Origin of the sequence: Cytobacillus spartinae, from assembly GCF_042865285.1 — a bacterium.
GTDB lineage: Bacteria > Bacillota > Bacilli > Bacillales > Cytobacillaceae > Robertmurraya_A > Robertmurraya_A spartinae.
The window spans coordinates 24,290-44,163 of sequence record NZ_JBIACK010000013.1 but is presented as its reverse complement, the minus strand read 5'-3'; the positions used below and the strand labels follow the sequence as shown (position 1 = coordinate 44,163).

Sequence of the window (19,874 nt, the reverse complement as noted above, 5' to 3'; positions counted from 1 at the left end):
TTATGTAGAATGGTTTGTCACTATTTATGAAACGCTTTCAAAATGCTGTAAAAAAATAAAAACCTACTAATACAGAACTTTATGCAAACGATTGCAAGTTCCGTGATTTAAATATAGCACACTCCATTTTACCTGACAACTAGAAAATATAAAAAAGTTACAATGTAAATTTACGATCTTAGTTGCTAATTTCTCTACAAAAACACTCTATGTTAACCTACTTTAAATTATTCTTCTCCTTTCCTACTATTCTATTTTGTATAAAACAAAAAAATATGCCCTACAAGAGATATTTCTTGTAGGGCTTATCATTAATTTTCTTGTAACTCTTTTCTATTTTTCCTAAATATCTTAGATAATACCTCATAAACAATTGGTACAACAATCAATGTTAATAATGTCGAACTTGCTAATCCACCAATTACGGTAATCCCAAGACCCTTAGAGATTAAACCGCCTCCACCACCTGATCCAACAGCTAGTGGGATTAGTGCACCAATCGTAGCGATTGCTGTCATTAGGATTGGACGTAGACGGGTTGCACCTGCTTCTAGAACTGCTTCACGCATGGTCATTCCATCACGTTCCATATGAATGATACGGTCTACCAGTACAATGGCGTTTGTTACAACGATACCTATTAACATTAATAGACCCATCATAACAGAAACAGAAATCGTTTCTCCGGCAATCAATAATCCAACAAAGGAACCAATTACAGCAAACGGTAATGAGAATAGGATTGCAAAAGGTGCTACCCCTTCACCAAAAGTGACAACTAGGATGAAGTATACGATAGCAATCGCTGCTAGCATCGCTAATCCAAGTTGAGTAAAGGTTTCTGTCATATCAGCAGCAACCCCTGCCACTCCTAGAGTTACACCTTTTGGTAGTTCTAACTCATCAATGGCTTCGTCTATTTCAGAAGTTGCTTTTGAAATATCAGCATCAATGATGGTGCCTGATACCGTTGCATGATACTCACCCTTACTTCGAGAAAGAGTATTTAATGTAGTTCCTTCCTCAACAGTAACCAAGTCCGATAGTGGCATAGTAGTTCCCAGTGCTGTAGGCACTTGAGTATCTAAAATATCATCAATTGATTTTGGTTGTTCTTTTTGTTCTTGCTGAACAATTACCTCTAAGTCGTTCCCGTCTTTTTGAACGGTTGTTAATATTTCTTCCGTACGATTAGGACTTAGCATCATAACAATTTGACCTGTTGTCAAACCATATTGGAGCAACTCATCTTGCTCTACTTTGAAAGTATACTCAACGTAGGCATCCTCAGCACTTGAAGAAACATCTTCTAATCCGTCATTTTCCTTCATAACTTCTTCTACCATATCCACAGCTTTATTTAGATTGTCTAAATCTTCACTGTAGAAGTTGTAGCTAACTTCATTTGTAGATGCAGACATGGAAGTGAAATTTTGACTCTTCCATTCTCCCGTTTGACCAATATTAAACATGTATTCTTCAATTTCTTCGCGAACCTCTGGGAAATTCTCCATTTCAGGATCAAAGATCAGGTACATTAACGCACCGTCTCCTCCTCCACCCATCATCGCAGCCATCGGGTCTCCGCTTTCAGTTACAGATAATTGAACAATGTCTATATCGTCACGTTTAAGCATTTCATCTTCTACTTCTTCAATGTTTGCTAATGTATCTTCCATTAGCTCACCTGTTGCTGGTGTGTATGTTAAGTACATCACCTTCTCTTCTTCGCTACCCATAAAACTAAAACCGATTAATGGCGTTAATGCTAGGCTACCTGCTAGTAAAACGACAGAAATAATAGAAGTAATAATTTTATGATTAAGTGTCCAAGCCAGGATTCCTTTATACCAATTAGCTAATTTCCCAACCTCTTTATGGCTGCTTTCTGTTTTTTCGCTATATAGCTTCTTCTTAAATAAGAAGTGAGATAGTGCAGGTACAATTGTAATCGCAACAATTAAAGATGCACCAAGCGAAAATGCCATTGTTAAGGCAAACGGTGTGAATAGCTCACCAACCATTCCACCAACAAAGATTAGCGGAGCGAAAACTGCAACCGTTACTAAGGTTGACGAAAGGATTGGTTTGAACATTTCTATCGTTGCTTCACGAATTAATGCTCGACCTGTTAATTTTTCTTCTTTTAAATGTAGACGTCTATAAATATTTTCAACAACTACGATGGAGTCATCAATTACACGACCAATAGCAACCGTAACAGCTCCAAGCGTCATAATATTTAAAGTGATTTCCATCCAGTTTAATATCATTAAAGCCATAAATATAGATACTGGAATAGATACAATTGATATAATCGTAGATTTGAAATCACGTAAGAATAATAGGATAATCAATATAGCAATTAATCCACCAAACAATGCTTTTTCAATCATGGTGTGTACAGACTTTTCAATTGGCTCACCTTGATCAAGGGAAACGTCGATGATAATACCTTCAAGATTCTTCTTTTCATCTTCTATTAATTCTTTTACCTCTTTTACAACGCTAACCGTGTTAGCTTGTTGCCCTTTAATAATTTGAATGGCAATCGCATCTTTACCATTTGTACGTGAAACTGACTGCACTTTCCCAACGAGTTCAATCGTAGCAATATCGCCTAGTTTCACGAATGGAACAGGGTTTGTTTCTGACGGTGTGACAGGAATTAACATTTCCTTAAGTTCATCAGCCGTCATGAACTTACCATCAACCGCTACCGCCTGTTCTCCTTCTTCAAACTCATAAAGACCTAATGAAACAGCAAGGTCACTTGCTTGAATCATTTGCTTAACTGACTCTTCAGTGAGGCCAAGCTCTTCCATTTTTGCTTTGTTATAAGTAAGTTCTACTTCCTCAATATGCTGACCGGTAATGGTTGCAGAAGCTACCCCTTCAATCTTCTCAATTTTCGGAAGAAGGATTTCTTCTACCGTAGAAGTTAATTCAACAATATTTTCATTCTCACTACTTACACTTAATGCAGCTACAGGCATCATGTTCATACTAATTGCTGTAATTATAGGCTCCTGTGCTCCTTCTGGTAAGCTCACGGATTCTAAAGCAGATTGTAATTCACGCTTTGCCTCATCCATATCTTCTCCGTATTCGTATTCAACTTGTAAATTTGCCATGTTAGAATAAGAATTAGAGTAAACAGATTTTACTCCCTCTAAATTTTCTACAGCTTTCTCTAATGGGATAGACACATCTTCCATGACTTGCTCAGGAGTTGCACCAGGATATACATCCATGACCATAAGGTAAGGAATTGATATATTTGGGATTGTCTCCATGTTCATTCGTGTCCCTGAATAAATACCAGATGCAGTGATGATAATGGTAAGCAACCATACTGCTAACTTATTTCTTAGAACAAAATTGACTAGTCCTTTCACTGTTACACCTACCCTTAATTGACTAATTAGACTCAATTATTTATACTAATGACTAAGCAGTCATTTGTCAATTAATAATCGTTGACCTAGGAGTGATAAATAAATCTATGGTTAAAAAACAATTGATAATGGAAAGAGCGTTAGAACTTTTTGCTCAACAGGGAATTGATGCTACTTCTGTACAGCAAATTACAGATCATTGTGGGATATCTAAAGGAGCGTTTTACTTAGCTTATAAGTCAAAGGACGAATTGATTTTAGCCATGATTGACCACTTCATGATGCAATTCACATCTGACCTTGACTATGTAGTCAAAAACACAAACAACGACCAGCTGTTATATGAGTTTTATTACACGATCTATAGTACTTTTCAGAAGCATTCTGATTTCGCTAAAATTCTAATTAAAGAACAATCACAATCATTAAATAACGATCTTTTTCTTAAAATTCAATACTACGACAGTCTGATGGGGAAAAGTATCTTACTAATGCTTGAACGCTTGTATGGGGAAGAGATTACGCCTATAAAGTTTGATTTGTTTTTTTGCATTAGAGGGTTTATGAATACGTACTCGCACTTATTTTTATTTTTCAACCTCCCATTAGATTTAGAAATACTTTCTAAGTCACTCGTGGAGAAAACAAATCTATTAGCGAGACACTCTACTATCCCTTTTATATCAGAAGAAGTTATCCAACTCGTTAAACATCCGAAAAGTGAAGAAGTTTCAAAAGAACAGCTCGTGGAGATGGTTGTACAGAAAATAGACGAGATAGAGGAACCTATCGAAAAAGAATCTTTGATCTTGCTTAAAGAACAGCTTGTGAATCAGACATACAGCCCAGCTATAATAAAGGGGCTATTAGAGAATATCAAGGATCATCCTCAGTGTAAGTGGATTTCTTATTTGTTACGGAATTATTTTGATTTTTGAAGAATCGGTGAGGGAGTATTCCTCACCTTTTTATTTTGCTCATTTATTTTGTATTTTGCTAAACTATAAACACTTTTAACTTTTTCGAAAATTCTCTCTGAATTATGCTACCATTGTAAGAGATATTTTTTCAGGAGGAACTACTGTGAATCACAATTTATCATCAAAAGAAATACTCATCATCGGCTTTATGCTATTTGCTATCTTTTTTGGTGCAGGTAATATGATTTTCCCGCCCCTTTTAGGTCAACTAGCTGGAGAAAATGTTTGGATTGCTTTATTAGGTTTCCTATTGACTGGTGTTGGACTACCTCTTCTAGGCATCATTGCAATCGCTAAATCTGGTGGTGACTTACAGCATCTTGCTAGTAAAGTACACCCTACTTTTGGCATTATTTTTTCTATTATAATGTATCTAGCCATCGGTCCCATGTTTGGGATACCTAGAACTGGAACGGTTTCTTTTGAAGTCGGAATCAAGCCATTTTTAGGAGAACTTTCATCCAATGGATGGTCTCTTTTCATCTATTCACTTATTTATTTTTCAATAACAGCATGGCTATCGCTCAATCCAAGTAAAATTGTTGATCGAATTGGTAAAGTGTTAACACCACTATTATTTCTAGTCATTTCTATACTTATTATAAAAGCGCTTACTACACCTATGGGAAAATTTACTGAACCAAACAATGATTATGAGACAAGCCCATTCTTCCGAGGTTTTCTAGAGGGTTATTTTACAATGGATACCATTGCATCCCTTGTTTTTGGAATTGTACTCATTTCTGCTATACAAAATAAGCATAGCTTACCTAAAAAAGCCATTATGAAAATTTGTATTCAAGCTGGGGTCATTGCGGCAATAGGACTTGCATTTGTTTACACATCGCTCGCATACATGGGTGCAGTTAGTGTAGATTCAATTGGCTATTTTGATAACGGTGGACAAATTTTATCAGGTATTTCAAATACACTATTTGGCCCATTAGGAATGATCATACTAGGAACAGCCATTACGTTTGCATGTTTAACGACATCTATTGGACTCATTTCAGCATGTTCTCAATACTTTTCAAAGCTATTTAAGATATCTTATTCAAAGCTAGTTTTGGGTCTTTCAATCTTTAGTTTCATTGTTTCAAATGTTGGATTAACACAATTAATTTCTTTCTCGGTTCCTGTTTTACTTATGATTTATCCACCTGCCATTGTTTTAATTGTTTTATCCTTTTTTCATTCACTTTATAAAAATACAACCTATGTCTATCGTTTGACACTGATATTAACGTCTATCGTTAGTATTCTGGACGGTCTGGCACAATCAAAAATTCCATTTGCTGAGTCTATTAAAGAGTTTCTTCTCTATCTTCCACTTCAGTCAATCGGCATCGGCTGGGTGATTCCAGCTTTACTCGGGGTACTGATCGGTTGTGTTTTACAAATGAATTCAAGAAAAACTACTAACTAAAAGTAAAAAATGACCCATAAATGATTGGGTCATTTTTTTGCTCAAAACATGAACTAATAATACATAGCTCCTTTATGAGCAGAAGGACTTTTTTTATTAGGATAATTGTTGCTCCACTTTGACTCTTTTGAGAAACAAACTAATGATAAACCCAATCACTGAAACCACAATAGCAAAAAGAAATGCATCTTGTACTCCGGATGTGAAAGCTAGTATTGGATTGAGAGGATTCGTTGCATCAGGCACATTTTTCATAAAATCCTCAACCCCCGACGATAAAATTGAAATGGCTACGGCTGTACCAATAGCCCCAGCTACTTGCTGCAAAGTATTCATAATGGCAGTACCATCAGGATACAATTCACGAGGTAGCTGATTTAGCCCATTCGTCTGAGCAGGCATCATAATCATCGACACCCCCACCATTAAGACAATATGCATAGAAACAATGAACACTGACGATGTTTCCAAGTCAATCGTTGAAAAACCTAACAAAGACACGGTTACAAGGACAAGACCTGGAATCACTAACCATTTAGGACCAAAACGGTCAAATAAACTTCCCATAATAGGAGAAAGCAAACCATTTATCACTCCACCTGGAAGGAGTAGAAGCCCAGCTGCAAATGTACTTAAAGCAAGAGAAGTCTGTAAGTATAAAGGCAGCAAAATCATAGAAGATAATATAACCATCATACAAGTTAGAACGAGCAGTAACCCTACGACAAACATTGGGTATTTAAAAGCATTTAGATTTAACATAGGTTGGCTCATTTTAGTTTGACGTACACAGAAAATAACTAATGATAGAGTTCCAACCGCAATAGAAATTATGACAATCGGATCTCCCCAGCCTCCACCTTCACCAGCACTACTAAATCCGTAAACAATCCCACCAAATCCAATCGTCGATAATACGATGGAGGTTATATCAATCTTAGGTTTCGTAGGGATCGTAACATTTTGCATAAATATAGTACCAAATATAAGTGCAGCAACTAAAAACGGTAGCGATATCCAAAAAATCCAGTGCCATGAAAGGGTCTCAAGGACAAGACCTGAGATAGTCGGTCCTACAGCAGGAGCAAACATAATAACAAGACCTAACAGCCCCATAATTTTTCCACGCTTATACGGAGGAATAATCATTAAAATCGTGTTGAACATCAATGGCAACATGAGAGCTGTCCCCATTGCCTGCACAACTCGAGCAACCATTAAGATAGAAAAAGTTGGAGCAACCGCTGCAATAAAGGTACCTACAATCGAAAAGGCAAGTGAAACGATAAATAGTTGTCGAGTAGTAAACCATTGTAGGATTAATCCGGAAACTGGAACCAAGATACCCAAAGTTAATAAATACCCTGTTGTCAACCATTGAACGGTTGTCTCATGAATACCGAAATCCTCTATTAGGCTACCTAATGCCATATTTAAGGCTGTTTCACTAAACAAACCAATAAAGCCCCGCAATCAGGAAAGAGACAAGTATCGGAACAACCTTATATTCTTCTGTTTCCCCAGCCCTCGTATTACTCATCTGAGAGTCCATATTCATTCTGTTATCCTCCTGTGTTTTTAAAAAGTATGGTTTATTGATTTAGCCATTATACAAAATGTGCCCCCTCTTTTCACTTAAAATGACCTGCGAGAAAAAAGATTTGAAATAAACATTTTAATCGCGTAAGATTAAATCGTACACGATTTAAATAGTTAACCATATTTAATTAGGAGGAATGATGATGAAAACTGTATATGAATTCACTGTTAGAAAAACAAATGGCGATGAAAAATCTTTACGAGACTTTGAAGGGAAACCTATACTGATTGTTAATACTGCTAGTAAATGCGGACTAACTAATCAATTCAAGGGTCTACAAGAGCTTTATGATAAATTTAATGATAATGGTTTAGAAATTTTAGGGTTCCCATGTAGCCAGTTTAACAACCAAGAGTATGATAATATTGAAGAAACTACCCAATTTTGTCAGCTGAATTACGGTGTCTCCTTTCCTATGTTTGCAAAAGTTGACGTGAACGGAAATAATGAAGATCCTCTTTTTACTTTCCTAAAAGAACAGAAAAAAGGTGTGCTATCGAAAGAAATTAAGTGGAATTTCACTAAGTTTCTCATTGATAAAAATGGGCAAGTTATAAAACGCTATGCACCAACCACTGAACCACTTAAAATAGAAAAAGATATCACCAAACTACTATAAATATTTCGTGAAGGATGAGCCATTTGAATGATTTTTTGACCTTAGAAAACCAACTTTGTTTTGCCATATATGAAACGAGTAGCCAATTCAATAAATTATACTCTAATGTACTTCATTCATTTGGGATCACGTATCCTCAGTATTTAGTATTGTTGGCATTGTGGGAGCAAGATGGACTTACTGTTAAAGAGCTGGGTGAAAAATTAAGCTTAGGAACTGGCACTTTAACACCAATGATTAAAAGGATGGAAATGAACGGTTGGCTAAAAAAAGAACGTTCTACAACAGATGAAAGAAAAGTTTGTGTCTCTCTTCAACCAAAAGCCTTAGAAGAAAAAGAAAATATTTCACAAAAAGTCGCGAAGGAATTGTTATCTTGTAACATTGAATATCAAGAATATGAACAATTAATGAATCAAATAAGGCTTCTTCAGAGAAAATTAAAGGGCAGACAAAAGTAAATAACAAAAGGAACCCATTGTGAGTTCCTTTTGTTATGTGCAAAAGCCTCTTTATACGCTAATTTTCTTTTCAGAATCATTTATTAGCCATTGGTCTTTAGTGTTTTGAAATTTCGTAGAACCAAACCCCTTGGACGAGTCAGTTTCATTTCTTTGCTTAGTAATTTTTAGATCCTTCAAGCCTTCACCAAATAGATTTAGACCGATAATCATTATAGCAATTGATAGTGATGGGAAGAACAAGATCCATGGTGCTGTCCGTAAATCTACCATAGCGTTACCAAGTAAGGAAGGCCAAGTAAATGTCTGGCTCACAGCGACAAACCCCCACTCGTTTACGTCCCATACCATATCTTGGGCTAGATATACCTCTACTATTCCCAATCCACCGAGAAGAACCATAATTCGTGACATATCACTGATGAAAATATAAATGAGTTTTTGATAGATATTTGGAATGTAATATCTAACAATCTTCTTATACCAACTGGTTCCAATGGCCATGGATGCTACCAAATAATCAGTCTTATTGATTTTCGTAAATTCCTGTCTCATGATCTCACTAATTCTACCTATATCTAATAGGGCAATAACAATCAACATGGTTACGTAACGACTATCAGACTCTCTTAGAGATGGTAGGTTTCCAATAATCATGACTAAAATAATGGTTGGTAAGAAGGAAAGCAAACTGTTTAAGAAAACAAGAAGCTTCCTTGTACTTTTTTGAACGGTAGCAAAATACCCAAGCGGGATACTAATGGCAAATCTCAGAAGCACAATTATGACTAATTCCGTTAACGTTTCTCTTGCCCCAAGGATAATGATGCTCAATAGATCACGGCCTTCTCGATCGGTACCAAACCAATAACCATCCCCAGGTGAAAGAGGAGCCTTAAGCAATTTACCATCTTCATCGTAACGTAGCCTAAAACCCTCTAATTCAGTATCAACAAAAGGAAGATGTGGCCCAATGATTGCCATGAAACCGAGACCGGTTAGGATAAAACCACCAATAACAAAAAAGGGGTTTTGCCTCATGAAGATAAGGATGTTCTTAGGTGTAACCCTCTTAAAACGGAACATTTTAAAATATTTTTTACAAAACCTAAAGAATCCTATTAAAAATAAAAATAATAAAATAGCTAAACCAATATATATAACTCTATTATTCCCTTCTGTTTCTAAATGAGGCTGAATTCGATTGTTAATGGTCATGATAACCATTCCTGCCAAAACGAATAAACCCAAAGTAAGAATCGGTTTTTCCTTAGAAAAATCAAGGACAGTTCTAGCCATTTTTCTAAGTGAAAAAATCTTGATCCAATTATATACGCTCTTGATAGCCTTAAATCTATTGACTTTAGATATAGTGTCTTCCGCTAGTTCTTGGTCAAGGCTAGAAGGGATAAAAAATAGTTTAATAATATCAGTCACCCATAAACTTAGTAAAACTAATAGTAGAAAAGGAACTAGTAGTCCCAAGGTTAAATATGGATCATCGTTCTTTATTGCCAGAATTAAATGGTGCCCGGCTCCACCTTGATAAAAAGTTAATCGTTCAATAATTGGTAAGCTACTAATAATGATTAACATGATCGTTTGCGTGTAACTAAGAATAGTAGGCCACGCATTCCAAAGCATATGCTTTAATGTAATGACAAGTGATTTTGTTCCTTTAGAGAAAGCCGTCGTTACATAGTCTTTGTTACTTTCATTTAACAACGAATGGTAAGTAATATTTGCAATGTAAAAGAACGGAATGATACTAATAATTGTTACAGGAAAAATGATATTGAACAAAGACTGGTCACCAAATAAATCTAGCTTATTAATGAAACCTGCATGCAATAGTAACACAAGTCCATATTGAGCCATAATTAACAGGAAAAAATCTGGTACAGTACCAAAAAGGAGATAGTTTAGTTGATGTAGTTTCCCCTGAACCTTTCTCTCTCTAACAATAAAATGAATAATGCCATAGATAATACCAAAAACGATACTGATGAAATAAGCCGGAACAATAATTTTTAAGCTTTTCCAAAACATCTCTGGAACAACTTCCTCTACAGGGACTGAACGTTCCTTCACTAATCCCAGTGACTGATTACTAATCATTTCTCGATAATAATCAATGATTGCTTGAGACATAACACTCCAATCCGTTCTATTTAGAAAGAGTTCTATATCAGTAGATATAAACACTAAATACACAATAGGAATAGTAGCTAGAAGAAGAAGAAAGAAACTTCTTAGCATCTTTGACATTAGTAAGAGCAATAAATTTACCACCTCTCTAAAGAATTCAAAAATTCAAATTTTTAACATAAATTTAATATATATGTTAAATTTGTAAAAATCAACCAATTACTTTTGACAAAATATCGCATAGAGGAAAGGAATAAGGTCCTTTTGAGCTAACATTTTTATCTAAATGGAAGATAAAAAGGAACTCACCTATTGAAATATCTGTAGATGAGTTCCTTTGTTTTTAGTAATGACAACCGATAACCTTATACACCTACGTTCCCTTTTTGAGCAGGGGTAGCCCATCCTTTTCCTGAAGAACCATACTCAGTTTCATCAGCCTCTTGTTTTTGCTTATCGATCTTCCGTTTTTCCATGAAATCCTTCAAACCTGCACCGAATAAATTTAGACCAATAATGGTAAGAGCAATGAATAAGGATGGGTAGAAGAGTAGCCATGGTGCTATTTGTATGTCATATAAAGAGTTTGAGAGCAATGATGGCCAAGTATGTGTCAGACTCATTGCAAAGTATCCTCTTTCTGGAGTATATACCATGTTTTGCGCTAAGAAGACTCCTAAAATACCAAGACCGCCAAGCAGAACCATAATTCGCGACATGTCACTGATAAAAATATAAATAATCTTCTGATAGATATTTGGAATGTAATATCTGGTAATTATGTCATACCAGCCCGTACCCATGGAAACTGCCGCTACAAAATAGTCCGTCTTATTAATCTTCGTGAATTCTTGCCTCATAATTTCAGCAATTCTTCCTACATCTAAAAGGGCAATGGTAGTTACCAATAGAGGGTAACGACTATAAGACTCTATTATAGATGGCATACTACTGACTAACATAACCAATAGAATCGTTGGCAAAAACGATAGCATGCTGTTGGTGAAACCAAGCAAATCTCTTGCCCCTTTATGTACGGAAGCCAAATACCCGAAAGGAATACTAATGACAAATCGAATAATAACAATGATGGTTAACTCTGTAAGGGTTTCTCTAGCTCCTAATACAATTTTACTGAATAAATCACGTCCTTCTCGATCCGTCCCAAACCAGTATCCATCACCCGGTGGAAGAGGAGCCCTTATTAACTTTCCATCCTCACCATATTTAACTCCAAACCCTTCTAATTTACTGTCAACGAAAGGCAAAATCGGCCCAAGTACAGCCAATATAATCATCACTGCCAATATGAATGACCCGATAGCAAACGAAGGATTTTCCTTACTAATTTTATATACGAACTTAGCTGTTTTCTTATAAGGGAATGTTTTAAGAAAATGATATACTGCCTTGACCGTCCTAAATTTATTGGATTTAGATATCGTATCCTCAGATAATTCACGCTCTAGACTGGTGGGAACAATAAAGAACTTTATAATATCTGTAATCCATAAGCTAATTAATACGAGAACAAGAAAAGGCAAAAGCATTCCTAATATTAAATATGTATCTTTTTCCTTAATGGCCAGGATGAGATGATGTCCTGCCCCCCTATAAAAGCATAGTCTTTCGATGATCGGCAAACTGCTAATAATAATTAACATGAGTGTCTGTGTATAACTAAGAATGGTTGGCCAAGCATTCCAGAGCAAATGTTTCAAGGTAATAGCAAATTGGCCAGTTCCTTTGGACAGAGCAGTCCTTACATAGTCCTTATCTTTTTCGATTAGTAAAGAATGGTAGGTGATGTTCGAGATGTAAAAGGTAGGAGTTATACTGAGAACAATCATAGGAAATAAAATATGGAACCAGGTTTCATCACCAAATATATCAAGTTCAAGCAGCTGTGCCCTCATTAATAGCAACAGGATATATTGCACCGTAATTAAAATAAAAAAGTCTGGAACTGTTCCAAAGAGGGTGCTGTTAATTTTATGCAAACTACTTTGGATTTTTCTTTCTCTAACAATAAAGTGAATAATTCCTAAAAGTATCCCCAACACAATACTGATGACGAATGAAGGAATAATAAGCTTTAAACTTTTTATAAGAGCTTCGGGGACCACTTCAATTACAGGAGCTTTACGTATATTAAACCCTAGTGAATGGTTTACGATTAAATCACGATAATAGTCAAAAGCAACCTTAAACACTCCATCAGGGCCGCCCATAAAAATCATACCAGTAGACAAAAAAACAAAATAGACAATTATGGCTGAAGCGAGAATTACAAGAATGAGACTCCTCAGCATTTTGTTCAATAATAAAAGCATAGAACCACCCCTCTGTAAAAACACTATAATATTAATTTAATATAATTGTAATTTTTGTAAAAATCAAACATTTTTTCCATTTGTTTTCAAAATATGAATGTGGGTCTATAAAATAAGAGCGTTAATCCAAGTTGGATTAACGCTCTTTATTTTTGAGCAAATGCCGTCTACTTTATATAAAATCAGCATTTATTAAATCTCTATACGGTTAGCGAGATTCTTTGGATGGTTGGCATACATCACATTTGCGCTGGTGATTATTTTTAAACTTGGTAAAGGTCTTTTCAAAGTTATTACCACATGCACATCTAAAAAGTAATTTCTGAGAAAAGCCGTGATATTCCGTTGTAAGTAGCTTACTTTCGGAATTCTTCTCAACAAATTCTTTAATTTTCCCGATCGTCCATCGCTTGTTCACTCTTACACCTCCAAATCCCTTAACTTACGGAGGCTTTTCTCAGCATCCGTACAATGATAAGTAGAATTTGTAATTTTCATAAGTGCCTTATTATACCATGCTTGTACGTAATTCAACAAAGGAAGGTGTATTAATCATACTTCTTTTTACTGTAAAAATCATACAGATTAAATTTAGAAAAAAGAAAAGATAGCTGATTTAATTCCAGCTATCTTTTCAGTAGTTATTTTATTTACTCTTTTAGATCTTCAATTGAGTCAATATCCATATATGCTGGTACGACTAATCCTAGTTTCGTTCCAGTAAGGTTTGCACCTAGGTCTTCAAACTTACCTTCATATTCAGCATAGTAATCAGCGTGTGTTGTTGGTAACCATGCACCTACCATTGCATCACCGCTGCCATCAGCGATACCAGCCCACATTGGACCTGCATCAACTTGAACTAATTCTACATCATATCCAACACTTTCAAGCACGTTTTCTACAACATGAGTACTAGCGATTACATCATCCCAAGCTACATAGAGCATCTTTAACTCTTTACCGTCAACCTCGTTAACACCTTCAGTCCAAGTGCTAACTAAATCTGAATTTTCACTAACCCACCCAGCTGCTGCTTCAGCAGGTTCACTACCTTCTTGAATTGAATTCATAACGGTTTCAATATGTTTTGGCTCCCAGTTAAATTGATCTAGAAGCTTATAAGCATCCGGATGATCTTCCTTTAATCCTTGGCGGACAATTGTGTTAACATCTTCTGCTCCACCATAAATGCCTTTTGGATCTTCCAAGTATTTTAAGTCGTAGCTAGCAAATTTCCAGTGTGGGCTCCAACCAGTTATGATGATTGGCTCCTCTTTATCATATGCCTTCTTCAATGCAGCTGTCATAGCAGCTCCAGATCCTTCTACTACTTCCCAATCATCAAGTCCATACTCAGGTAAGACTTGATCAATCGTAATTTTCATTAATCCTGCACCTGGGTCAATTCCCACAATCTCATAATCAAGCTGTTCTCCTACAGAACTAGATGAACTTCCTGCTTCCTCTCCTCCGCAAGCAGTTAAACCAATCGTTAGTGCTAGTGCTGATGTTGCTCCTACTAATCTTTTTAACATTAAGCTGTTCCCCCTTGTTTTTTCTTACCTATATTTTGAGTAATGCGGTCTAGTATAATAGCTATTACAACTATGGCTAGACCAGCCTCAAACCCTACACCTGTCTTAATTTGCGTAACAGCACGATAAACCTCCGTACCGAGTCCAGGAGCTCCAACCATGGAAGCGATAACTACCATTGATAAAGCTAACATGATACTTTGATTAATTCCTGCCATAATGGTTGGCATGGCAAGTGGTAGTTGTACTTTTAAAAGCTTTTGCTTGGTTGTAGAGCCAAATGCTTCTGTTGCCTCAATTAAATCTGCTGGTACCTGCTGAATTCCAAGGATGGTTAGACGAATGGTTGGCGGCATTGCAAAAATGACAGATGCTACAACCCCAGGTACTACCCCTATACTGAAGAAAAAGATAGCTGGTAGTAAGTAAACGAAAGCTGGCATAGTCTGCATAAAATCAAGAATAGGTGTGACTACCTGTCTTGCTCTTTCACTTTGTGATGCCCAAATCCCTACTGGAATCCCAATCACGATGGAAATTAGAACAGCTGTTAATACAAGAGCCACCGTTTCTAACATGTCTTCCCAATATCCTAAGTTATCAATAAGAAATAAACCTAGTAATGCAAATAAAGCAATTCTCCAATTACAAACCTTCCAAGCTAGTAAACTTACAAGAATAATTAGTAAAATCGAAGGGATAAAGCCTAACCCTGCGACAATTCCTTCAACAAAGAAATCAACCCCAGCGGATATGCCATCAAACAATCCACCAAATGTTGCAGTCATCCAATCAACCAAGACATCTATCCAACTTGCTAAAGGAAGCTTCGGTAAAATTCCTTCCATTTTACAACACCTCCTTAGCCGCTGCTGCTACCTCAGGTTCAGCAACCTCATTTATATATTGCTCATTACCCGTAAGGGCACCAATCACTGCACCTTTGATGAGAATACCTTTTAATCTATTTTTCTCATCTGTAACAGCAACAGGAATGTTTGCAGATGATACGATTTCAAATAAATCGATTAATAACGTTTCTGTTCCAACCACATTAATGTTCTTATCTAAATAAACATCTAATGGATGATTTGATTCTGCTGCTCTTGAAGCATCTTTAGCAGTAATTGCTCCGAGAAGATTTTGCTGCTTATCGACAACATAGATAGAAGAGATTCCTAGATCTTTCATTAGTTTAAGGGCCACACGAGGGCCTTTATCCACTTGAACGGTCTCAGCACGCTTCATAACATGCCCGGCAGTTAGTACTTTTGAAAGATCAACGTCCTCTACGAATCTCTCAACATATTCATTTGAAGGATTCATTAATATTTCTTCTGGTGTTCCTATTTGTACGATATTCCCATCCTTCATAAGGGCAATTCTGTCACCAATACGAAGGGCTTCATCTAAATCGTGGGTAATAAATACAATCGTTTTTTCCATGGTAGATTGTAATTCTAGCAACTCATCCTGCATGTCTTTTCGAATCAATGGATCTAATGCGCTAAATGCTTCATCCATTAAAAGTACATCAGGATCATTTGCCAGTGCTCTCGCTAGTCCCACACGTTGTTGCATACCACCACTTAATTGACTTGGGTACTGATTCTCATACCCCTTCAGACCTACCAATTCTAATGCTTCTAAAGCTTTTGTACTTCTTTCACTTTTTTCCACACCTTGAATTTCTAAACCGTACTCTGTGTTCTCATGCACTGTTTTATGTGGAAACAAGGCAAATTTTTGAAAGACCATGCTTATTTTCTTTCTTCTTACTTCCCTTAATTCTTCCTTATTCATCTTCACTACATCTTTGCCATCAATTTGTACTTGGCCAGATGTAGGTTCAATAAGACGATTCAACAATCTTACTAAGGTAGATTTCCCACTACCAGATAAACCCATGATAACGAATATCTCGCCAGCCTTTACATCAAAGGATGCTTGATTCACCCCAACTGTTGAACCTGTTTCCTTTAATATTTGCTCTTTGGATTTACCGTCCTTTATTAGCTGCAAAGCCTTTTTAGGTGATTTACCAAAGATCTTGGTTACACCGCTGACTTTGATTTTTATATTATTATCTTCCATTCTTTCACCTCATTCAATTTGCCACTTTGGACTTTTTAATTATAGCCTTTTTGCTTATTTCAGTTCAAACCGCATATTCAGTGATAATCGTTTATATAATACGTACAGAAAAAACTGTACGAATAATACAGTAAATTTACTTAAAAATACTCCTATATGCTCCATATTCCTTCATGGGCGAGGACTTTACTTTTCCCTCACGAATATGTAGTCTAGAATCTGAACAGTCCTAACAACTAATATTGGATGTGAGATAGATGAAAGACAATGAAATATTAGATAAAACCAGAACGATGGTTATAGATGCGATAGCTCAAAATATGAATCTGTACGGCATTACCCCCTCAGCTGGCCGATTATATGGTCTCCTTTTTTATTCCGATAAACCGCTTACACTTGATGAAATGAAGGAAGAACTCGGGATGAGTAAAACAAGTATGAGTACTTCGGTTAGAAGCTTACTGGATTTAAATATGGTGGAAAAGGTTTGGGTAAAAGGGGAAAGGAAGGATTTATATACAATCAAAGAAGATTGGTATCAATGCTTCTTTGATTACTTCACAATCAAATGGAGAACAGCAATCACGATGAATGGTACTGCAATGGAAAAATCTATTTCTAAATTGAAGGAACTTATTGCTAATCCTGAGACATCTGATGAAGTTCGTGAACAAGCCTTATTAGATCTTAAGAAGCTAGAAGATAGAATCGACTATTACGATTGGCAAAACAGGCTTATCGACAGTTTCGAAACAAAGGAGATATTAGACTTCATTCCGATTGAAAAGAAGAAGGAGTAAGTAGGGAGAAGGAGCACCTCTTTCAACGCAATATTAATACTATAAAAACGTTATAGTGCTATGATTGTACTTCCATTAACAAATATTTTTTCTAATTTTACGTCCACTTCAAATATAAAATATCGCTCATGATGAGCTAACATTAAAGGACTGCCAATGATCATTAGCAGTCCTAGTTTAATGGAGATTCATCATAATTTTACTTCATGGCCCCCCCAAAGATCATTTCAATTTCTCACTACTTTCGAAATGATTCCTTGTGAAATGCTGTAATATAACCGAAGGCCTCCCTCCCACCGTTCATCGGTACTGTATCTGCTTTTAGGGGATGCCACATCGCCTTGTACGGTTCCGGAACCCAAATATAGTGATGCGTGTAATCGTCTAGAATTTCGAATCCACCTTTCTTCCAAAAACGGATTCTTGCCAGATTATCAGGCGTTTCTTCACTTTCTGCCTCAAGAAGGATACCTTCAAATTTCATAGAAAGCGCCCACTCCTTTAATTTTCCGACACAGAGAAGTCCAATTCCCTTTCCCTGTAGTTCCCGCCTAACCGCTAAATAATCAATTAACAAAATAGGAGTTCTCTGTACCCTACCAGTTAGAGCCATTGCAACGGCACTATCCGCTTCCACCCAAACATGAAGATTACAAATACCTTTGGAAAACATGTTTTTAATTATTTTCTCAGGCTTCCCACCCTTGTCGCCGAATGCATCTAGATAGATCCCCTTAGCCTTTTTCCATAATGTTTCGTTCCATTTATCAGTAGTAAAAAAATCCAAGTAAACTCCTCCTTGATTACAGGGGACTTAGTCATTAAACTAGATTCCTCTATAATCATTCCCGAAAAACAATCTAAAGAATTTGTTCTTTGATATCATTGATATTCATTTTGTAGGTCTTCCCCAATATGATTCTTCAATTAATTTGAGTATAGTTTAGAATCCAGCCTTATTTAAGAGCTCTTCTAAAATTTTTCTTCCTCCGGACATTTTCTTTTTTTAACAAGTTGAAAAAGGGATATGTGCGCTATTTAAATTTCCCAAACCTATTGACCTTAAATATACGCTTCATTTGGGTCATTACCAAGTTCTTCTATTGTAAGAAAACTAAAACGTACTTTTTGTTTTTCTCCTTGAGGGCTACATGCATACACTCCTGCTTTAATAGTAGAATCTGATTGGATATCTAAGTGAGCAATTCTTATTTGATTCCATACTTCTCCATTCCATGAGAAATCAACATAACAATTTTGTTCAATTTTAGAAATTCGATAGTATAATTTTATATCCTTACAATCTACATATTGAGTTGACCAATCAGAATATCCTCGGTTTGTCACTACTGCTCCAAGCTTACTTAAACCATTTGGTATGTATTCTAAAGATGTTTTCACCCATACATCCTTTGAGAATCGAATCATTAAGCCTGCTTGATCATACTTTGATTTTGGAAAGGCTTCTACCATTGTTGTCATTCTAAAATTTTTCATAGTCTCTGTGTACAGAAAATGTCCATTATCCACCTGAAAGCCGTAATGAGTTTTTTGCCAATAATCTGTTCCTTCGTCCGTTTCTAGTATCAGTTTTGAAGAATTAACATGCCAGTTGCTTGGTTCGCAACGCCACTTTAGAATGTCACTCAAACTTTCCCCTTTAAAATCCTCATATAGAATCCAGTTTTTGTTCATGTCATTTCTCCATTCAAAAGTCTTTTTATTGATTATATATTTTAAACTTTTAGTAATCATAAAGAGCAGTTCTAGTTAACTAGTAGATTTTTTGAACAATTTTAATATTCATTTATATATAAATTCAATTAGAAAGAGCATTTCCCTTCTAGAAGAAATGCTCCCTTAAAAATTTCACCTTAATTCAATTTGTTTAATGATTCTTGCTGGATTCCCACCTACCACTACATTTTCTGGAACATCTTTCGTAACGACAGCACCTGATGCAATTACAACATTGTCTCCTACCTTAACTCCTGGGTTAATAACTGCATTTCCACCAATCCATACATTGTTTCCAAAAGTAATTGGTTTTGCATACTCTTTACCTGAATTCCGCTCAGTTGGATGGAGTGGGTGTGTTGCTGTGTAGATTTGTACGCCTGGTGCAAGCATGCAATTATCGCCAAATCGAACTTCACATACATCTAAAATGGTACAGTCAAAGTTTGCAAAGAAGTTTTCTCCTACGTGAGTGTTATACCCATAATCAAAACGTATATTAGGCTCCATATATACATTTTCCCCCGTTGAACCAAGTATTTCTTTTAATAAACTTTTTCGATTTTCTCCCTCAGTTTCTAAAGCTTCATTATATTTCCTAACTTTGCGTCGGACTTCCATACGTTCCTTCAATAAAACTGGGTCAGCAGGATCGTACATTTCTCCAGCCAGCATCTTTTCTTTTTCAGTTTTCATATGACTTCCCTGCTCTCTAGTGTATTTGACTTCATAAAGTTAAC

Annotated in this window: 15 protein-coding genes and 1 pseudogene; 5 read left to right on the top strand and 11 right to left on the bottom strand. The window is 36.1% G+C overall.

Annotation, left to right across the window (positions count from 1 at the left end; genetic code table 11):
• Positions 1–311 precede the first annotated feature (311 nt).
• Positions 312–3,398 (bottom strand): efflux RND transporter permease subunit, encoded by a 3,087-nt coding sequence (locus ACFYKX_RS21070; protein ID WP_389363306.1) that lies wholly within the window; start codon positions 3,396–3,398, stop codon positions 312–314.
• Positions 3,399–3,505: 107 nt separating this feature from the next.
• Between ACFYKX_RS21070 and ACFYKX_RS21065 the strand changes: the two genes are divergently transcribed.
• Complete coding sequence (locus tag ACFYKX_RS21065; protein ID WP_389363305.1) at positions 3,506–4,336, top strand: TetR/AcrR family transcriptional regulator; 831 nt, start codon at positions 3,506–3,508, stop codon at positions 4,334–4,336.
• A gap of 145 nt (positions 4,337–4,481) precedes the next feature.
• On the top strand, positions 4,482–5,804 hold the full coding sequence (gene brnQ, locus ACFYKX_RS21060; RefSeq protein ID WP_389363303.1) for a branched-chain amino acid transport system II carrier protein: 1,323 nt from the start codon (positions 4,482–4,484) through the stop codon (positions 5,802–5,804).
• A 96-nt stretch (positions 5,805–5,900) separates the two neighbouring features.
• Here brnQ and ACFYKX_RS21055 read toward each other — a convergent pair.
• Positions 5,901–7,344 (bottom strand): annotated as a pseudogene (locus tag ACFYKX_RS21055) (DHA2 family efflux MFS transporter permease subunit).
• 202 nt (positions 7,345–7,546) lie between these two features.
• Here ACFYKX_RS21055 and ACFYKX_RS21050 point away from each other — a divergent pair.
• Together ACFYKX_RS21050 and ACFYKX_RS21045 are read left to right on the top strand one after the other, a co-directional pair.
• Positions 7,547–8,023, top strand: coding sequence for a glutathione peroxidase (locus ACFYKX_RS21050; protein WP_389363301.1), 477 nt, complete (start codon positions 7,547–7,549; stop codon positions 8,021–8,023).
• Positions 8,024–8,037: 14 nt separating this feature from the next.
• A complete protein-coding gene (locus ACFYKX_RS21045; RefSeq protein ID WP_389363300.1) occupies positions 8,038–8,484 on the top strand; it encodes a MarR family winged helix-turn-helix transcriptional regulator in 447 nt (148 codons plus the stop codon).
• A 51-nt stretch (positions 8,485–8,535) separates the two neighbouring features.
• Here the strand turns inward: ACFYKX_RS21045 and ACFYKX_RS21040 are convergent, their stop codons facing one another.
• From ACFYKX_RS21040 to proV, 6 genes are all read right to left on the bottom strand, one after another.
• Positions 8,536–10,764, bottom strand: coding sequence for an ABC transporter permease subunit (locus tag ACFYKX_RS21040; RefSeq protein WP_389363298.1), 2,229 nt, complete (start codon positions 10,762–10,764; stop codon positions 8,536–8,538).
• Between the two features lie 233 nt (positions 10,765–10,997).
• Positions 10,998–12,965, bottom strand: coding sequence for an ABC transporter permease subunit (locus ACFYKX_RS21035; protein ID WP_389363296.1), 1,968 nt, complete (start codon positions 12,963–12,965; stop codon positions 10,998–11,000).
• A 208-nt stretch (positions 12,966–13,173) separates the two neighbouring features.
• Positions 13,174–13,383, bottom strand: a complete 210-nt coding sequence (locus tag ACFYKX_RS21030) for a hypothetical protein (protein WP_389363295.1) — start codon at positions 13,381–13,383, stop codon at positions 13,174–13,176.
• Positions 13,384–13,615: 232 nt separating this feature from the next.
• Positions 13,616–14,503, bottom strand: a complete 888-nt coding sequence (locus tag ACFYKX_RS21025; RefSeq protein ID WP_389363293.1) for a glycine betaine ABC transporter substrate-binding protein — start codon at positions 14,501–14,503, stop codon at positions 13,616–13,618.
• Positions 14,503–15,351: an ABC transporter permease gene (locus ACFYKX_RS21020; protein WP_389363291.1), complete on the bottom strand. Its 849-nt coding sequence runs from the start codon at positions 15,349–15,351 to the stop codon at positions 14,503–14,505. The genes ACFYKX_RS21025 and ACFYKX_RS21020 overlap by 1 nt, the downstream gene beginning before the upstream one ends.
• A gap of 1 nt (position 15,352) precedes the next feature.
• Positions 15,353–16,597 carry a glycine betaine/L-proline ABC transporter ATP-binding protein ProV gene (gene proV / locus ACFYKX_RS21015; protein ID WP_389363288.1) on the bottom strand — a complete coding sequence of 415 codons (1,245 nt, stop codon included), beginning with the start codon at positions 16,595–16,597 and terminating at the stop codon, positions 15,353–15,355.
• A 257-nt stretch (positions 16,598–16,854) separates the two neighbouring features.
• Between proV and ACFYKX_RS21010 the strand changes: the two genes are divergently transcribed.
• The gene (locus tag ACFYKX_RS21010) at positions 16,855–17,397 is read left to right on the top strand and encodes a GbsR/MarR family transcriptional regulator (RefSeq protein ID WP_389363286.1); all 543 of its coding nucleotides are present in this window, start codon (positions 16,855–16,857) and stop codon (positions 17,395–17,397) included.
• A gap of 238 nt (positions 17,398–17,635) precedes the next feature.
• On the opposite strand, the gene ACFYKX_RS21005 is transcribed toward ACFYKX_RS21010, so the two are convergent.
• The 3 genes from ACFYKX_RS21005 to ACFYKX_RS20995 all read right to left on the bottom strand — a co-directional run bounded on the left by ACFYKX_RS21005 (position 17,636) and on the right by ACFYKX_RS20995 (position 19,830).
• Positions 17,636–18,184 carry a GNAT family N-acetyltransferase gene (locus ACFYKX_RS21005; protein ID WP_389363284.1) on the bottom strand — a complete coding sequence of 183 codons (549 nt, stop codon included), beginning with the start codon at positions 18,182–18,184 and terminating at the stop codon, positions 17,636–17,638.
• Positions 18,185–18,459: 275 nt separating this feature from the next.
• Positions 18,460–19,092 carry a DUF1349 domain-containing protein gene (locus tag ACFYKX_RS21000; protein ID WP_389363282.1) on the bottom strand — a complete coding sequence of 211 codons (633 nt, stop codon included), beginning with the start codon at positions 19,090–19,092 and terminating at the stop codon, positions 18,460–18,462.
• 174 nt (positions 19,093–19,266) lie between these two features.
• Complete coding sequence (locus tag ACFYKX_RS20995; RefSeq protein WP_389363280.1) at positions 19,267–19,830, bottom strand: sugar O-acetyltransferase; 564 nt, start codon at positions 19,828–19,830, stop codon at positions 19,267–19,269.
• Positions 19,831–19,874 lie beyond the last annotated feature (44 nt).

Excerpts from the sequence above, each read along its gene's own strand:
- ACFYKX_RS21065 (WP_389363305.1), top strand. The coding sequence starts at position 3,506 with ATGGTTAAAAAACAATTGATAATGGAAAGAGCGTTAGAACTTTTTGCT.
- ACFYKX_RS21050 (WP_389363301.1), top strand. The coding sequence starts at position 7,547 with ATGAAAACTGTATATGAATTCACTGTTAGAAAAACAAATGGCGATGAA.
- ACFYKX_RS21045 (WP_389363300.1), top strand. The coding sequence starts at position 8,038 with ATGAGCCATTTGAATGATTTTTTGACCTTAGAAAACCAACTTTGTTTT.
- ACFYKX_RS21035 (WP_389363296.1), bottom strand. The coding sequence starts at position 12,965 with ATGCTTTTATTATTGAACAAAATGCTGAGGAGTCTCATTCTTGTAATT.
- ACFYKX_RS21025 (WP_389363293.1), bottom strand. The coding sequence starts at position 14,503 with ATGTTAAAAAGATTAGTAGGAGCAACATCAGCACTAGCACTAACGATT.
- ACFYKX_RS21020 (WP_389363291.1), bottom strand. The coding sequence starts at position 15,351 with ATGGAAGGAATTTTACCGAAGCTTCCTTTAGCAAGTTGGATAGATGTC.
- proV (WP_389363288.1), bottom strand. The coding sequence starts at position 16,597 with ATGGAAGATAATAATATAAAAATCAAAGTCAGCGGTGTAACCAAGATC.
- ACFYKX_RS21010 (WP_389363286.1), top strand. The coding sequence starts at position 16,855 with ATGAAAGACAATGAAATATTAGATAAAACCAGAACGATGGTTATAGAT.
- ACFYKX_RS21000 (WP_389363282.1), bottom strand. The coding sequence starts at position 19,092 with ATGAACAAAAACTGGATTCTATATGAGGATTTTAAAGGGGAAAGTTTG.
- ACFYKX_RS20995 (WP_389363280.1), bottom strand. The coding sequence starts at position 19,830 with ATGAAAACTGAAAAAGAAAAGATGCTGGCTGGAGAAATGTACGATCCT.